Source organism: Providencia sp. PROV208, assembly GCF_028479465.1.
Classification (GTDB): Bacteria; Pseudomonadota; Gammaproteobacteria; order Enterobacterales; family Enterobacteriaceae; genus Providencia; species Providencia alcalifaciens.
On record NZ_JAMPNS010000004.1, the window covers coordinates 59525 to 75264 of the forward strand.

The 15740-nt window shown below is 42.1% G+C and carries 12 protein-coding genes and 3 tRNA genes; 9 read left to right on the forward strand and 6 right to left on the reverse strand.

Translation table 11 applies throughout. The features are described from left to right. Window positions 1-502: 502 nt before the first annotated feature. Together rarD and PR766_RS03640 are read right to left on the reverse strand one after the other, a co-directional pair. Window positions 503-1396: an EamA family transporter RarD gene (gene rarD, locus PR766_RS03635; RefSeq protein ID WP_006662373.1), complete on the reverse strand. Its 894-nt coding sequence runs from the start codon at window positions 1394-1396 to the stop codon at window positions 503-505. A 149-nt stretch (window positions 1397-1545) separates the two neighbouring features. Continuing rightward, window positions 1546-2016 (reverse strand): thioesterase family protein, encoded by a 471-nt coding sequence (locus PR766_RS03640; protein ID WP_036963225.1) that lies wholly within the window; start codon window positions 2014-2016, stop codon window positions 1546-1548. 152 nt (window positions 2017-2168) lie between these two features. Here PR766_RS03640 and pldA point away from each other — a divergent pair, with 152 nt between their 5' ends. From pldA to PR766_RS03665, 5 genes are all read left to right on the forward strand, one after another. After that, window positions 2169-3062 carry a phospholipase A gene (gene pldA / locus PR766_RS03645; protein ID WP_006662375.1) on the forward strand — a complete coding sequence of 298 codons (894 nt, stop codon included), beginning with the start codon at window positions 2169-2171 and terminating at the stop codon, window positions 3060-3062. 92 nt (window positions 3063-3154) lie between these two features. Then, window positions 3155-4981 carry an ATP-dependent DNA helicase RecQ gene (gene recQ, locus PR766_RS03650; protein WP_230086805.1) on the forward strand — a complete coding sequence of 609 codons (1827 nt, stop codon included), beginning with the start codon at window positions 3155-3157 and terminating at the stop codon, window positions 4979-4981. A gap of 9 nt (window positions 4982-4990) precedes the next feature. Continuing rightward, the gene (pldB, locus tag PR766_RS03655) at window positions 4991-5986 is read left to right on the forward strand and encodes a lysophospholipase L2 (RefSeq protein ID WP_006662377.1); all 996 of its coding nucleotides are present in this window, start codon (window positions 4991-4993) and stop codon (window positions 5984-5986) included. Between the two features lie 19 nt (window positions 5987-6005). Next, complete coding sequence (yigL, locus tag PR766_RS03660) at window positions 6006-6818, forward strand: sugar/pyridoxal phosphate phosphatase YigL (protein WP_154636298.1); 813 nt, start codon at window positions 6006-6008, stop codon at window positions 6816-6818. A gap of 261 nt (window positions 6819-7079) precedes the next feature. Continuing rightward, a complete protein-coding gene (locus PR766_RS03665; protein ID WP_154636297.1) occupies window positions 7080-7877 on the forward strand; it encodes a tetratricopeptide repeat protein in 798 nt (265 codons plus the stop codon). Window positions 7878-7891: 14 nt separating this feature from the next. Here the strand turns inward: PR766_RS03665 and PR766_RS03670 are convergent, their stop codons facing one another. The 4 genes from PR766_RS03670 to rsgA all read right to left on the reverse strand — a co-directional run bounded on the left by PR766_RS03670 (window position 7892) and on the right by rsgA (window position 13762). Further along, entirely contained in the window at window positions 7892-8221 is a 330-nt protein-coding gene (locus PR766_RS03670; protein ID WP_006658167.1) for a hypothetical protein, read from the reverse strand. Window positions 8222-8280: 59 nt separating this feature from the next. Next, window positions 8281-11622: a miniconductance mechanosensitive channel MscM gene (gene mscM, locus PR766_RS03675; protein WP_036963227.1), complete on the reverse strand. Its 3342-nt coding sequence runs from the start codon at window positions 11620-11622 to the stop codon at window positions 8281-8283. Window positions 11623-11670: 48 nt separating this feature from the next. Then, window positions 11671-12564, reverse strand: a complete 894-nt coding sequence (gene asd / locus PR766_RS03680; RefSeq protein WP_036963229.1) for an archaetidylserine decarboxylase — start codon at window positions 12562-12564, stop codon at window positions 11671-11673. 145 nt (window positions 12565-12709) lie between these two features. Further along, entirely contained in the window at window positions 12710-13762 is a 1053-nt protein-coding gene (gene rsgA, locus PR766_RS03685; protein ID WP_036963230.1) for a small ribosomal subunit biogenesis GTPase RsgA, read from the reverse strand. A 137-nt stretch (window positions 13763-13899) separates the two neighbouring features. Between rsgA and orn the strand changes: the two genes are divergently transcribed. The 4 genes from orn (at window position 13900) to PR766_RS03705 (ending at window position 15140) form a co-directional block, all read left to right on the forward strand. Next, the gene (gene orn / locus PR766_RS03690; protein ID WP_036948917.1) at window positions 13900-14442 is read left to right on the forward strand and encodes an oligoribonuclease; all 543 of its coding nucleotides are present in this window, start codon (window positions 13900-13902) and stop codon (window positions 14440-14442) included. A 390-nt stretch (window positions 14443-14832) separates the two neighbouring features. Beyond that, a tRNA-Gly gene (locus tag PR766_RS03695) sits at window positions 14833-14908 on the forward strand. 40 nt (window positions 14909-14948) lie between these two features. Continuing rightward, window positions 14949-15024 (forward strand) — tRNA-Gly (locus PR766_RS03700). A gap of 40 nt (window positions 15025-15064) precedes the next feature. Then, a tRNA-Gly gene (locus tag PR766_RS03705) sits at window positions 15065-15140 on the forward strand. Window positions 15141-15740: the final 600 nt, after the last annotated feature.

Genomic DNA, 15740 nt, shown 5'->3' on the forward strand with positions numbered 1-15740 from the left:
CAGGACAGAATATAAAATCACTGTCATCGTGCGCACTTTAATGAAACGTCAGTAATGAATCGGACCATTACCATCCGCTGGGGTGAATACAAGCGGCGTACAATATAATTATCAAGCTCCTATTAAGCAATCATTTATTTCAATAAATAAATATACTGTTTTATTTCAACGAGTTGATGTTTGAAAGGTAAATAAATAACGTAGAATTTAATGTAAGTTAAATATGAATCATTTTTTATCTAAAATCAAGTGATTAAAGTATTTGTAATTTATTGAAATAAAAGAATAAAATAGGTTTGCTTTAAAGAGGTTGAAAACGGGATAAAAATGATAAAAAGTTAAATTGAATTTTAATAAAAATCACTTATTTATATAAAATAATTTAACCTTTCTAGTTCCATTAAATGAAACCTATATAAACAAAATAATATAATTAGCGTGTTAGCACTAATTTAAGTCCGATATTATGGGCACGAATGCCCATAATAGGAAAAATTAAATGTTATTTTCTTCTAAGCTTCTGCTGTGTATATAACGCATCTAAAGTAAATAAAATTAATGCAATCCAGATAAAGCCAAATGTGATGAGCAGTTCTTGGGTCATCACTTCACCATACATAAAGACGGCCAGTAAGAACATAATGCTTGGACCTAAATACTGGAAAAAGCCCAATGTTGATAGCCTTAAATGATTGGCAGCTTCAGTAAATAGCAACAATGGAACAGTGGTGATAATCCCTGCGGCAATTAAGAGGATATTTAAATGCCAACTGTTCATCGTCATGTCACTTGTCGGACTATCTGCAAAGAACAATAAGAAAATGATACCAACAGGTAGCAACCATAAGGTTTCAAATGTCATGCCTGTTTGGGCATCAACCCCTAATTTTTTGCGTAATAATCCGTAGGTTGCAAATGTCACCGCAAGACTTAACCCAATGATAGGTACAGAGCCAAACTGCCATAGCTGAATTAACACGCCCGTCAATGCTAGTCCAACCGCGACCCATTGCATTCTACGAAAACGTTCATGCAAAAATAGCATACCAAACAGTACGTTAACCAGAGGGTTGATAAAGTATCCTAAGCTGGCTTGTAGCATATGCCCATTATTTACTGCCCAGATGTAAATCAACCAGTTAGACGCAATTGTTACCGCAGTGACACCTAAGACTAAGATTTTTTTAGGTTGTTTTAATACTTGGCGGAAATAACTCCAATGGCGTGAAATAGTGAGCAGTAGCAGCATAAAGAAAAATGACCAAATAATCCGGTGAGTCAAAATTTCTTCGGCTGGAACTTCTTTAATAGATTTAAAATAAATGGGAGCAACACCCCAAATAAAATAAGCGCCTAAGGCACATAACACGCCTTTGGTAGTATTTTGTTGGCTCATGAATAGCTCTGAAATTGATATAAAGTCAAACTGAGAGATCGAAACCAAGAAAGCGGATGGTTCGATGTGTGATGCCATTAATGTGACATTGCTCAGGTTTTTTTACAAGCTATTAGTTAATGAGGTTATTAATTATTTATTGGGATGTTTCATCCGATTAAATAAGTCGCCGTTGCCGTCGCAATATGTTGGTTTTTTTCATTGTGCAATTCACTGCGAGTTACTGCTATTTTATTGCCATCACGGAGTAAGCTGGCGCTCGCAATAAATACATCACCACGACCAGGACGTAAGTAGTCAACGCGTAAGTCGATAGTGCCCATCTTTGACATCTTATCTGCAATATCTTGATATGTGAGAGTGTCAATGCGTTGTAGGATCCGATTGATACAGACCATGCCTCCTGCCACATCTAACAGGGATGCAATAACACCGCCATGCAGAATATTTTGGGTAAAATTTCCAATAAGTTCAGGGCGATTTTTTACGGACAATTGAACTAAGTCATCCGTCATTTGCAAAAGCTCAATCCCAAGCAGTTGATTAAATGGCATTTTGTAGATAAAAGCATCACTCATAAATTTACTGGCTTCTTCGAAGGTATAGATGCGGTCATTCATTTTAGGATCCTTGTCTATGATGTTAATCATAAGTTAACATTATGTATGTGCTAATATCTAGAAAACAAATGAATAATCTTTCAACGGTTAATCATGTTTCGGTGTAAAATGAGACAAATTTTTTTTCACTGCTGTTGAAATAGGAATGGCAAATGCGCGCTTTACAAATGTTGTTGAGTTCTGTGCTCTGTTTCTGGTCTGTTTCACTCTTTGCATCTGATAATACCGAAGAACCGGCACAGCAGGATGCAGCAAATCATACCCCCGTTCGCGGAAGTATTATTTCTGGGTTACTGCAAAATTATGATAACCCCTTTGTTTTATATCCTTACGAACCTAACTACATCATTTATACCTATACTTCGTCGATGAATAAAAAAGCCATCGCGAGCTATGATTGGGGGAATGATGCGCTTAACGATGAAGTGAAATTCCAATTGAGTTTGGCATTTCCAATTTGGCGTGGCATCGCAGGGGAAAACTCAGTGCTCGCCGCCTCTTATACTCAGCGTTCTTGGTGGCAACTAAGTAACAAGAAAGAATCTTCACCATTTCGTGAAACCAACTATCAACCCCAAATTTTTGTGGGCTGGGCGCTAGATAACCAATTTGCTGGCTGGACGTTACGTGAGTTTGAAACAGGTTTTAACCACGAGTCGAACGGTCGTTCAGACCCTACATCTCGTAGCTGGAATCGAGTTTATGCCCGAGCGATGGCACAAAAAGGGGATTGGCAAGTTGAGTTAAAACCGTGGTACCGCATTCCTGAAAGCGAAAGCAGTGATGACAACCCAGATATCAATAAATACCTTGGTTATTATCGCGTCAAAGTGGGCTATGACCTTGGCGAAAGTGTAATTTCGGTAGCAGGACACTATAACTGGAACTCTGGTTATGGCAATGCAGAGTTGGGATGGAGCTACCCGATGACGAAACATGTGCGCCTTTATACCCAACTGTTTAGTGGTTATGGTGAGTCGATGATAGACTATAACTACCGTCAAACGCGTTTTGGTATCGGTGTTATGCTGAACGATATCATGTGATCTGGGCAGACATTCCGGTCAATTCAAGGTAATATCTTGCCAATAGCTGCTCTTTTCGGGCAGCTATTTGTTTCAACCTCTAGAGGAAATTCGTGTCTACCGCTTGCGTTATCAATCAACTTTCACTCGCTGAAAATGTGCTAAACAGCACGTTTGGTTATCAATCCTTTCGTCCAGGGCAAGATGCTGTCATTGGTGGGATCCTCGATGGTCGCGATTGCTTAGTATTGATGCCTACGGGGGGCGGAAAATCGCTCTGTTATCAAGTTCCAGCCTTGGTGAAACAAGGGATAACATTGGTGGTTTCTCCCTTGATATCCTTGATGAAGGATCAAGTCGACCAACTGAAATTACACGGTGTTGAAGCCGCCTGTTTGAACTCTTCGCAAACTTCTCTCGAACAACGCCAAATCATGGAACAGTGCACCCAAGGGAAAATTAAACTTTTGTATGTGGCACCAGAACGCTTACTGACTGACTATTTTATTCAACAGTTGGAGAGTTGGGATATCGCCTTACTGGCGGTAGATGAAGCACACTGTATTTCCCAATGGGGCCATGATTTTCGCCCAGAATACCGTTCATTAGGTCAATTACGCCGCGCGTTACCTAATGTACCAGTGATGGCTCTGACGGCAACAGCCGATGAAACTACTCGCGCTGATATTGTTCGTTTATTGGAACTGAACGACCCATTAATTCATATTAGCAGCTTCGACCGACCAAACATTCGCTATACTTTAGTCGAAAAATATAAGCCGTTAGATCAACTCTGGTTTTTCATTAAGGCTCAAAAAGGCAAGTCCGGTATTGTTTACTGTAATAGCCGTAGCAAAGTGGAAGAAACCGCAGAAAGATTACAAAAGCGAGGTTTAAGTGTTGCGGCCTACCATGCGGGTTTAGAAAATGCTCAGCGTGAGTGGGTACAAGATGCTTTTCAGAAAGACAACCTGCAAATTGTCGTGGCGACCGTCGCATTTGGGATGGGAATTAACAAATCCAATGTGCGTTTTGTGGCGCATTTTGACATCCCTCGTAATATTGAAGCGTACTACCAAGAGACAGGACGAGCAGGGCGTGATGGCGTCGAGGCGGAAGCTATTCTATTTTATGATCCTGCGGATATGGCATGGTTGCGTCGGTGCTTAGAAGAAAAGCCGGCAGGAATGCAGCAGGATATTGAACGTCATAAATTGAACGCGATCGCCGCGTTTGCAGAAGCACAAACGTGTCGCCGTTTAGTGTTACTGAATTATTTTGGTGAAAACCGCCAAAAGCCATGTGGTAACTGCGATATTTGTCTCGATCCACCAAAACGCTATGATGGATTAGTGGATGCACAAAAAGCCTTATCGTGCATTTATCGTGTTGGACAGCGTTTTGGTATTGGCTATATTGTTGAAGTGCTACGGGGAGCGAATAATCAGCGGATCCGTGATTTAGGGCACGATAAGCTACCAGTCTATGGCATTGGTAAAGAACACACGAATGAACATTGGGTGAGTGTATTGCGCCAATTGATTCATTTAGGGATGATCACCCAGAATATTACCCATTTTTCAGCATTACAGTTAACCGAAGCGGCCAGACCGATACTCCGAGGCGAAATGCCATTACAGTTGGCGGTTCCTCGAGTTTTAGTCACCAAAAGCCGGAATCAACAAAACAAAATTTACCATGGCAATTATGATAAGAAGCTGTTTGCCAAATTGCGTAAATTACGTAAATCCATCGCAGATGAAGAGAATATCCCACCTTTTGTGGTCTTCAATGATGCAACGTTAATTGAAATGGCAGAGCATTGCCCAACTAAACCGGTTGAACTCTTGCTGATCAATGGGGTGGGCGAGCGTAAGTTAGAACGTTTTGGAGAGGCATTTATGACCTTGATCCAAGACCATCTAGAAGGTTATGAATGAGGAAACGCCATGTCGCCAGATAGTCTAAAAGCCAGTTGGTTAAATCGAGAAACTGAGTTTTCGGCCTTTACCAACGGTCCGCTTTTAGATTTTTGGCAGTTACGTGAAGAGGGACAATTTCTCGGTGTTGATGAGCTTCCTATTCACTATGTGCGTTTTATTCATGCAAAGCATCACAAAGCGGTGGTTATCTCACCAGGTCGCAGTGAAAGTTACGTTAAATACCCTGAAGTTGCCTATGATTTTTATCATTTAGGTTTTGATGTTTTTATTATTGATCATCGTGGACAAGGGCGATCCGGGCGTATGTTAGCCGATCCGCAAAAAGGACACGTTGAAAAATTTACAGATTACATTGATGACTTCGCTAAATTCATTGATTTAGAGGTCAGAGATCGCCACTATCTTAAATGCTATGCACTGGCGCACTCAATGGGCGGAGCTATTCTCGCGGGTTATTTACTTCGAGACAACGTGACATTTGATGCTGCTGCATTATGTGCTCCCATGATTGGGGTCAATTTACCGATGCCCCATTGGTTAGCAAGCTTTATTGTTGAGCGGGCAGAACCGCGCCGAAGTGTGCGAAATGACTACGCTGTATCAACGGGGAAGTGGCAGCCATTACCTTATTTAATCAATGTATTAACCCATAGCCAAGAACGTTATCGACGTTACTTACGTTACTATGCGGATTATCCTGAATTACGTCTCGGTGGTCCAACTTACCACTGGTTACGAGAAAGTTTTGCGATTGGCAAAGAGCTGGTTGCGAAAGCGGGAGAGATTGAGACCCCTCTGATGCTACTTGAAGCGAGCGAAGAGAAGGTGGTCAGCAATCGAGAGCTACAAGCTTTTTGTCAAAGTCGGCAAAAAGCGCAAATAGGACGAGAAGAAAAATTACCCCTCATTATCGAAGGGGCTCACCACGAAATCCTATTTGAAATAGATGCATTGAGAGCCATGGCACTCAATGCAATTTGTGATTTTTTTGAGCAGTATTAGCCATAGTTAGGGATCCTGTATGAAATATCCGGTTGTTGCTTCCGATTTGGACGGAACACTTTTATCTCCCAATCATGATTTAACGTTATACACCAAAGATACGCTCAAGCAGCTTGTGGCAACAGAAGGTGTGCGGTTTGTATTCGCAACGGGGCGCCATCACATCGATGTTGCACAGATCCGTGATGGTCTGGGGATTGATGCCTATATGATCACTTCGAACGGTGCTCGTATTCACAATACAAATGGTGATCTGATTTTTGAGCATAATGTTGATCCTCATATCTCCGAGGAACTCTGCTTAATGGAGTTTGATCATCCAGAAATCATCACTAACTACTATCATGGTGATGATTGGTTTATTAACCGTGAAAGCCCAGAGCAAAAAGAGTTTTTTAAGGAATCCGTCTTTAATTATCAGTTGTTTGATCGTCATGATTTTCCAACTTCTGAAGTCTGTAAGGTGTACTACACCAGTGAAGATCATGATTTACTGGTGGATCTTCAACAGCGAATTCAGCGCCGCTGGAAAGATAAAGTGCATGTGACTTTCTCCTTACGTAGTTGCCTTGAAGTGATGGCAGGCTCTGTGTCTAAAGGGGAAGCGTTAAAGCAAGTGGCGGCATTACATGGCTATGGAACCCATGATAGCATTGCGTTTGGTGACGGCATGAATGATAAAGAGATGCTGACGCTAGCGGGTAAAGGCTGCATCATGCAGAATGCTCATCAATTGCTAAAAGATGCATTGCCTCATATGGAAGTGATCGGTTCTAACCAAGATGATGCGGTAGCGCGTTATTTGAGAAGTAAATATTTAGACAACAAATAATTAGTTTTTGTATGTGCATTAGTAGAAAGCCAGATAGAATAAAAAACTATCTGGCTTTTTATTTGCCTTTGAGATGAAATGGCAACGAAAAGTGCTATTTATCTAAATTAAGGTGTTTATCCTATTTTGTCTGTTGGCGAGTAAATTTAAACTACTCAGATGAAAAGCAAGTTTGGGCTGTATAATCTGAAAGATCAGCCGATAATAACGGGTATTACTGTGTTGCCAATTGCCATACTGCACTGTTGAGGGTTGTTTAGGATGAAAAAAATTGCGTTAGCGCTGTTGTTAGGATCTGTTTGTTATAGTTCATTATTACTTGCTACACCGGCGAAACCTACAACAGCAAGTGAACAGACGACGATAGAGCAAATCACGCAGTTAGCTGAAAAAGGCGATCCCGTGTCTCAATTCCTATTAGGTGAGCGTTATTTCAAAGGTCAGGGGGTTTCTCAAGACTCGAAAGTGGCCGCTGAGTGGTTTATCAAAGCAGGGGATCAAGGTAACTCAGACGCGCAGTTCCGACTGGGAACGATGTATGTTAATGGCTTTGGTGTGCGCCGTGACTATGATAAAGCGATGTTGTGGTATGAAGAAGCTGCCAAAAATGGTGATACTCGGGCAGAAACAAATATGGCAACCATGTATGCACAGGGCTTAGGGGTCAAGCAAGATCTCGAAAAAGCCGCCTATTGGTTTAGAAAAGCGGCACAAAGCGGCAATGTCATTGCGCAATTTAAAATTGGGCAAATGTATTCGATAGGTAGTGGTGTCGCATTAGATAATGAAAAAGCGGTATTCTGGTTCAGAAAAGCAGCGAAACAGCGTGATGCTAACTCCCAAGACCGTTTAGGGGTTATGTACTCCGAGGGTAAAGGGGTGAAAAAGAACCTTCAGCAAGCTTATGCTTGGTTGTCTACTGCGGTGTATAGTGGAAACAAAGAGAGTCAGCGCTTACAGAAAAAAATTGCAGAACAGCTGAGTGCAGAAGAGCTAAAACAAGCACAGAAGCTTGCTGACAATTACATTAAAACCTACGGTAACAACCAAGAAAGCTAAATATCTACCTCAATTTAACGGGATATCAGTAGGTATCCCGTCAATCCAATAATCGACAGAATCAAATATCCCCAGCAGAAGCGATAAAACCGATTATATCCCCAGCTTCGACGCACCATGATTTGTAGCTTTTGGGTCGACAATCGACGAATTTGTAAGCGATAAGCCACCAAATATAGCAGACTCAAGCCTTGCCATAGATAGAGTGTATTAAAGGCAAAGCTTTTGCCAACAATCAGTAAAATCACCAATGGGATCAGAAAAAACAGTATGGAGCCCACTCGCTCATATTGCGTGATTCTCAATTTGATGGATTCGTCTTGGGCTTCCACTGTATGGATCATTATATTGCCTTTTTTGCGAGTAAGAATGAGGGAGCAAGCTCCCTCTATAAACTTAAAACTTAGAGCTCCCCAGTACCGCGTGATGGATTGCGACCTGAAAGGTTATTTGTGGCACTTTGCAGTGTGTTATTACGCACATCGACACGCGCTTGGAAAGGTGGGAATGGCAATGTAATTCCTTGTTCCGCAAAAGCTTCCAAAATATGTTGATGAATTTCGTGGCGTGCAGGTAAACGATGCCCCATTTCACCGGCATACACCCGTAGCTCGAAAATTTGAATCCCTTGCTGTAAGTCCACTAAATAGACTTCAGGGTTAGGATTTTCAAGGATCATTGTCGAGCGTTTCGCTGCACGAAGGATAATTTCAGTGACTTTTTCGCTATCGGCATCCACCGGAGCAGGGATAGTCATCACGATACGGGTAATGGTGTCAGTCAGAGACCAGTTAATAAACTGTTCGGTAATAAATGCCTTGTTTGGCACAATAATTTCTTTTCTATCCCAGTCCGTTAAGGTGGTCGCACGGGTATTAATCTTAGTGATACTGCCCGTTAGGTTACGGATAGTGACGGTATCCCCGATACGGATTGGCTTTTCAAATAAGATCATTAAACCAGAAATAATATTGGCAAAAATCTCTTGTAAACCAAATCCTAACCCAACCCCCATTGCGGCAATCAACCATTGTAGCTTCGACCAGTCGATCCCTAACATGGAGAAACCGACAATGGTCCCTATAATGGTAATACTGTATTTGGTTAAGGTACTGATGGCATACCCGGTACCGGGTGTTAAATCAAGATGTTGAAGTACAGCCAGTTCCAAGAGTGCAGGCAGGTTTCTCACTAATTGTGCAGTGACGATAATGACCAAGATGGCGATAAAAATCGACCCCATGGTAATGGCTTGAACAGTTTCTACACCATTGATAGATGAGGTGACATCCCATAAACGAATATTTTCAAGGAATGAAAATGCAGTATGCAATTCAGACCACAACCAAATTAATGACACCAGCGCTATCATCGTGAGAATGGAGCGGACCAATCCCACAGACTGGGAGCTGATGGCATCCAGATCGATAACCTGCTCTTCGATATCAATATTCCCTTCGCCGCTGGCATTCGGAAATTGTGCGTCTTCTTCCCCTTTGGCTCGTTGGGCTAACATTTCCGCACGGCGCTGCTTAGCCCGTTCAAATGCCAATTTACGGCGTTGCATCGACATCCAGCGTTGGATAGTGTGATAGACAATCAAAATCACAAACCAAATCGCCACAGATGTTTCTAAGCGAGCTAATAACGCTTGAGAGGTAGAGAAGTACCCTAATACGGAGAAAAATGCAGCAATCACAGGGGCAATAAAGATCAGCCACCATAATGCGGTATTGATTAAGTTTTCACCGGAGCCGTGTCGGTCCAAATATAATGGAATTTTAGAACGGCGTAAGTTATTGGTGATTAAGCTTAATGCGACACACAGAATGAGGAAACAGAGGCGCCCTAAGGTCGCAGAAAACTCTCTTTCGCTATAGTGTTCAAAGGTGATGATGGCCATCACAAGTGGGACAATCACAAAAATCGCTAAACGATAATGGCGCATTGCCCGTTTGACCGCATCTTTATCCCAACCAAAATGCGCAATAAATAGTCCTGTTGGTCGTGAAAACGTTTCACTGATCATAAATAGCCAGAGCAGCGGGGTGGTTGCGCTAACACCGTAGCCAATAGCGGCTGCCATCGGATATTGCCAAGCACTTTGCAACCCGTAACCAATAGCCGACCACATCATGGGCAGGGGAAGTGCAACGATAATGGACCAAAAAATTGTACGAATCGTTAGATAAAAGCGGTCTTGTGTCACTTTGCCAATACGCAAGCTAGAGCGGTCTAAGAAAGCTTGATAATGGCGACGTGTACTGACACTAAAAATCACTAAGATAATAGAACCCAGCAGATACAAGAATGAATCTTGGCTGGTGACCATGACCTCTAGTGCCCCAGCCAACTGGGAGAGGGTATCCAGTGATAGTAATTGGGTCATGTCTGTGACCACAATAACAGGGTAATTGATGCTAATTGCTGGAACATCCGCAACCCAGAAGAGATAGCGGTTTGATGCATCTTTCACTTCTTTTAATGCATCAGTCAATTGTCCTGTCGCCACATTGAGCTTGGTTAGCTCCAACATTTCACCGTCAAAACCCGAAATAAGTGAGGTTAATAGCTCTTTACGGGTTTTCATTAAGGATTGGTACACTTGCGACTGAGCAGGGTTTAAATCATTCGCACTTTCTTGTACAGAAACGTCGAGTTTAGCGAGGCGCTCAAGCATATCTTCGTAATTTAAGCGCTGGACACGTAAATCTGCCATTTCTCGGTCAAGCTGTTGGCTTTTCGGAATTTCAGGCAGTCGAGAAAGCTGGGTACGCAGTGCTTCCCCTAAGGTGCTTGAGCTGCTGATCCACTGAGCTTGTTCACGGATCGTTGACAGCGCTTGTCGTGCATTACGAATGCTTGTGGAAATCTCTGTTTGATTGGTGGTGATGGCACTCATACGTTGAGCTTGCTCGGTCAACTCTTGAGACATCTTACGGTTGATATCAAGCTGCTCTTTTAAGAACGGCGTCAATTCACCTTGTTCCGCCAACATTTCCGTGTGTTCTAACGCCAAAATGGCTTTCTGTTGGCGCTGAGTGTTTTGGAAATCGCGTAACTGTTGTAACTCAAGCTCTAGGCGTTGATAACGCTTTTTCTCAAGCTCAAGCGCCATTCGGGAAATTTCTTGGCGGTTATTGGCAGACAATTGCGCCATTTCTAGCTCATTCACAGTAGATTTGCGAGCGCTTACTTCGGCTTGAGCTAGTGTATATTGAGCTTCTGCTAATGGTGTTCCCGGAGTATTGAGCGATTGAAGCCGTGTTGATGCATCGGTTAACTGGCGGCGCGCTTCAGATAATTGTTGCGGCAAAACATTTAGGGATTCGCTAATTTCGCGCCCTTTATCCTGTTCTTGCTGCATTAATCGACCTTGGTCAAGCAACTGGCTGCTGAGCTGGGTAATACGTTGCTCTAATTCGCTTAAGCTAATGCTGGAGGGAATGGCAGGCGGTGTATCCGCTTCATTGAGCAGATTCTGGCGGATTGTTTTGATAATCTTAGGAAAATTATCAATCGCATCTTGGTATGACTTGGCTTTTCTATCTGACTCACGGGCTTCATTAATCCAGCTCAATGCCCCTTGTAACGCTTGAGCAACCTCAGCGTCCTTCGGGTTTTTGCTTGGATCAAGCTGTTTAAGCTCCTGCGTAATCTGTGCTTCATCTTGTACGGAGGCTGGCGCCGCATAAGATGAAAAAACGATTAACAGGCTAAGTAAAAAACTGATAATCAAACGCACAGTGAGGAGCTCCTTCAGCGATAGATAACTTAATTATAGTTTAAATGATTAGCTAACAGTTTCAGTGCGTTGTTGTCCATCAACAGACTCTGCTAACAGCTCACCCATGCGGGTTGCGTAGCCAGGGATCAATGATGCATTAAAACGAATTTTGTTTGGTTCAAACAGGTTGATGACAGTAGAACCCAGCTTGAATAGACCCATTTCTTCCCCTTTACGTAGGAAAATTGCCCCTTCTTCATCTTGCTCTGGGTAAGTCCAACGTTTGATTACGCCTTCACGTTGTGGATTAACACAACCGCTCCAAACGGTATCAATACTACCGACAATGGTTGCCCCGACTAAAATCTGTACCATGGCACCAAAAGGGGTATCAAATACGCAGATTAAACGTTCATTACGTGCAAATAAATTAGGTACGTTGGCTGCGGTTAATGGGTTAACAGAAAAAAGGTCACCAGGAACGTAAATCATCTCGGTTAATAAACCATCACACGGCATATGGACGCGGTGATAGTCACTTGGGGATAAATAGGTGGTGATAAAATCACCATTACGGAACTTATCCGCTAATTCATATTGACCTGCCAGCAAGGCTTCAACGGTATAGTTATGACCTTTTGCTTGGAAAATCAAATCATTATCAATAGAGCCTAACTGACTAACTGCGCCATCTGCTGGCTGTGCAAGTTGATGTTCGGCTGCCACAATTGGGCGTGCGTCATCTTTTAGCGTACGAATGAAAAAGTCGTTAAAGGTTGAATACGCTGTTAACTCACTTTTTTGAGCTTCATTCATATTCACTTTATACGCTTTAGCGAACAGTTTTATGGCCCACTGGGTGACAATGCCCACATTTCGACTAGCAAACCATCCTGCAAGTTGGGTAAGCCCTTGTTTAGGCAGCATAAACTGCAAGCGGATTTTGATTTTATCTAGCACGTTAACCTCTGAATTTTAAAGGTAAGTTAGTGAAAGGGCGCTATTGTAACCGAAACTAATGCGCTTTCGAATTATTTCAGAAAGCGGGTGAAATGATCGATAAAATGTAAGCGCCCACTAACTTATTTTAGACTGATTTTGGGGATTATTTTTCTTTAGCGGTAAAGTTACCGCGCAGTTTCACTTGTTCCATACTTTCTAAAATACGGTGATAGTTTTCAAAGCGTGATTCGGCAATCCTGCCATCTTCCATCGCCTCTCGCAGCAAACATCCAGGATCATCTAAATGCTTACAGTCACGGAATTTGCAGCCGCCAAGGTAATCTTTAAATTCGACAAACCCTTTAGTAACTTGTTCCTTCGTGAGATGCCATAGACCAAACTCGCGTACCCCAGGTGAGTCAATAACATCGCCCCCATGTGGGAAATGATAGAGTCTAGATGCTGTCGTGGTGTGTTGTCCTAAACCAGAGATATCGGAAACATTATTGACTAAGATGCTCTGTGTATTATCGGGGAGTAATGTATTTAATAAACTGGATTTACCTACCCCAGATTGACCGACAAAGACGGAAACTTTTCCTGCTAAAATGTTAGTGAGTGCTTCCATTCCTTCGCCTGTGTGGCTGGACACTTCGAGAACTTGATAACCAATATCCGTATAAATTGTCATTAAATCGCTAACCCACTCACGATTTTCATCATCTAGCAGGTCAACTTTGTTTAAGACAATAATGGGTTGAATTCCTGTTGTCTCGCAGGCAACTAAGTACCGATCGATAATATTCAGAGATAATTCGGGTAAAATCGCAGAAACTACCACGATTTGGTCGATATTAGCAGCGATCGGTTTGAGCCCATCATAATAATCAGGGCGAGTTAAGACAGAGTGGCGTTCATGAACCGCTTCCACAATTCCGTTCACTTTAATGTCACTTTGGGTATTGAGAGCAGGGCGCCAGACAACATTATCACCCGTTACTAAGGATGAGATGGTTCGGCGCAGGTTACAGCGCTGTATGGTGCCATCTGCGGCTTCAATATCCGCATGCTGACCAAAACGGCTAATCACTAAGCCCTCTTGAGCCTCACCTAATTGGCTATCATCAATCTCAATCGTTTTCTGCTTTTTGAGTCTTTTTTGATGATTTTCTTGCACGCGGCGCTGTTGGCCTTTCGAAAGTTTCTGCTTAGCCACCTGACCTCTCTCACATAAATAATTTGGCGTCTATATTATAACCGATAGGTACGTTGTTCAAAAATGACATACCTATAACTGATAGCACGAAGGGTGTTATCATACCTTAACTCCACCGTATTCAGTTAGGGCATATCATGCAAAAGAATGAGAATAATTTAATTTGGATCGATTTAGAAATGACCGGGCTCGATCCTATTCGTGATCGTATTATTGAAATCGCGACCATTGTGACTGACAGTAACCTGAATATCTTGGCCGAAGGCCCTGTTATCGCGGTACATCAAACCGAAGAGCAGTTGGCATTAATGGACGAGTGGAATGTAAACACGCATACTAATAGTGGCTTAGTGGAGCGTATTCGTAAAAGCTCCATTGGTGAGCGTGAAGCAGAGCTGGCAACCATTGAATTCCTAGAAAAATGGGTACCAAAAGGCGCATCGCCTATTTGTGGGAACAGCGTAGGCCAAGACCGCCGCTTCTTATTTAATTATATGCCAGAGTTAGAAAGTTATTTTCACTACCGCTATCTCGATGTAAGTACATTAAAAGAGTTAGCCCGCCGCTGGAAACCTGAGATCCTCGCCGGATTCTCAAAGAAAAATACCCACCAAGCGCTGGATGATATCCGCGAGTCGATTGCCGAGCTGGTCTATTACCGAGAAACGTTTATTAAATGACGGGCTTTAAAGGCTCAATATTACCGCAATCTTAAGAATGCCATATGCTCAAGCTATATGGCATTGTTTGGATAGTATTGCTTGGGAGATACCATCATGGAAAATAATACTCGTGAATTTGAAAACGTTGATGGTTTGAGAATGGAAGAATTGGGTGACGTCATTATAAGAAAGTAAAAGGTTAACAAACTTAACACGTTGAAATTCTTATTTAACAATCAACGATGACAAAATCATCATTGTGATTGTTTTATCATCAAACGAACAAAAAAATAAAAAATTTGAGTTCAAACCCTTGCTAGTATCTTAATTTTTCGTATAATGCGCTCCCCGTACCGATGAAGTTTTTACTGTTTTGTCGGCACGATTAAAGCACCAAGAATTGGTTATGCGGGAATAGCTCAGTTGGTAGAGCACGACCTTGCCAAGGTCGGGGTCGCGAGTTCGAGTCTCGTTTCCCGCTCCAAACTTTCTTGATGTTTTAGCTAGAGCACTATTTTCGGAATGCGGGAATAGCTCAGTTGGTAGAGCACGACCTTGCCAAGGTCGGGGTCGCGAGTTCGAGTCTCGTTTCCCGCTCCAAACTTTCTTAGTGTTTTAGCAAAAGTAGTACCCTCCAAATGCGGGAATAGCTCAGTTGGTAGAGCACGACCTTGCCAAGGTCGGGGTCGCGAGTTCGAGTCTCGTTTCCCGCTCCAAATTTTTCTCTTAGTATCTCCTCAATATACTTCACTGATTTTTAGTTTTATAGCTAAGCATTAATACTTATTTTGGCTTTCAGCGTCTATTCTTTGTGCACAAACAATTTTTGTCATGAGAATCCAAGATCCTTTTATTATTTATGATCTTTTTAGGATCCAAGTGAGTTTTTTGCTTGCATTCATAAGCAGAGCACCATAGAATAGCCACCCCTTAGCAATAGGGCACTCTATAAGAACTTCGACTAAAATGACGAACGTTCTACTGAATAGTAAAAAATCCTATTTTTGCCATTTCAGCTAAAATTTCTTCTCAACCTGATTTTTTACCAACTTTACTTTAGTTAGTTAAGTAAAATTCAGCGTTTTTTATTATTTCTTTCCATGAGAAAGTTATCCACAATTTGAGTGGGGCTAGGTTCAATTTATCCTAGACGGAAACACTTTACTGCACAGAGTTATCCACAGGTTGCGTGTTGGTTAACTTTTGACTATCACAAAATGAATATTCATCGTTTTTACTTTAATCTATTGAAATTAAAGTAAAAAAATATTTGTTCAAAATGTGCTGAGCACAACTTGCAAATCCTTTACCTATTG

Coding starts and splice junctions, on each gene's coding strand:
- PR766_RS03640 (WP_036963225.1), bottom strand. CDS start 2,016: ATGAATGACCGCATCTATACCTTCGAAGAAGCCAGTAAATTTATGAGT.
- PR766_RS03665 (WP_154636297.1), top strand. CDS start 7,080: ATGAAAAAAATTGCGTTAGCGCTGTTGTTAGGATCTGTTTGTTATAGT.
- orn (WP_036948917.1), top strand. CDS start 13,900: ATGCAAAAGAATGAGAATAATTTAATTTGGATCGATTTAGAAATGACC.
- pldA (WP_006662375.1), top strand. CDS start 2,169: ATGCGCGCTTTACAAATGTTGTTGAGTTCTGTGCTCTGTTTCTGGTCT.
- PR766_RS03670 (WP_006658167.1), bottom strand. CDS start 8,221: ATGATCCATACAGTGGAAGCCCAAGACGAATCCATCAAATTGAGAATC.
- rarD (WP_006662373.1), bottom strand. CDS start 1,396: ATGAGCCAACAAAATACTACCAAAGGCGTGTTATGTGCCTTAGGCGCT.
- yigL (WP_154636298.1), top strand. CDS start 6,006: ATGAAATATCCGGTTGTTGCTTCCGATTTGGACGGAACACTTTTATCT.
- pldB (WP_006662377.1), top strand. CDS start 4,991: ATGTCGCCAGATAGTCTAAAAGCCAGTTGGTTAAATCGAGAAACTGAG.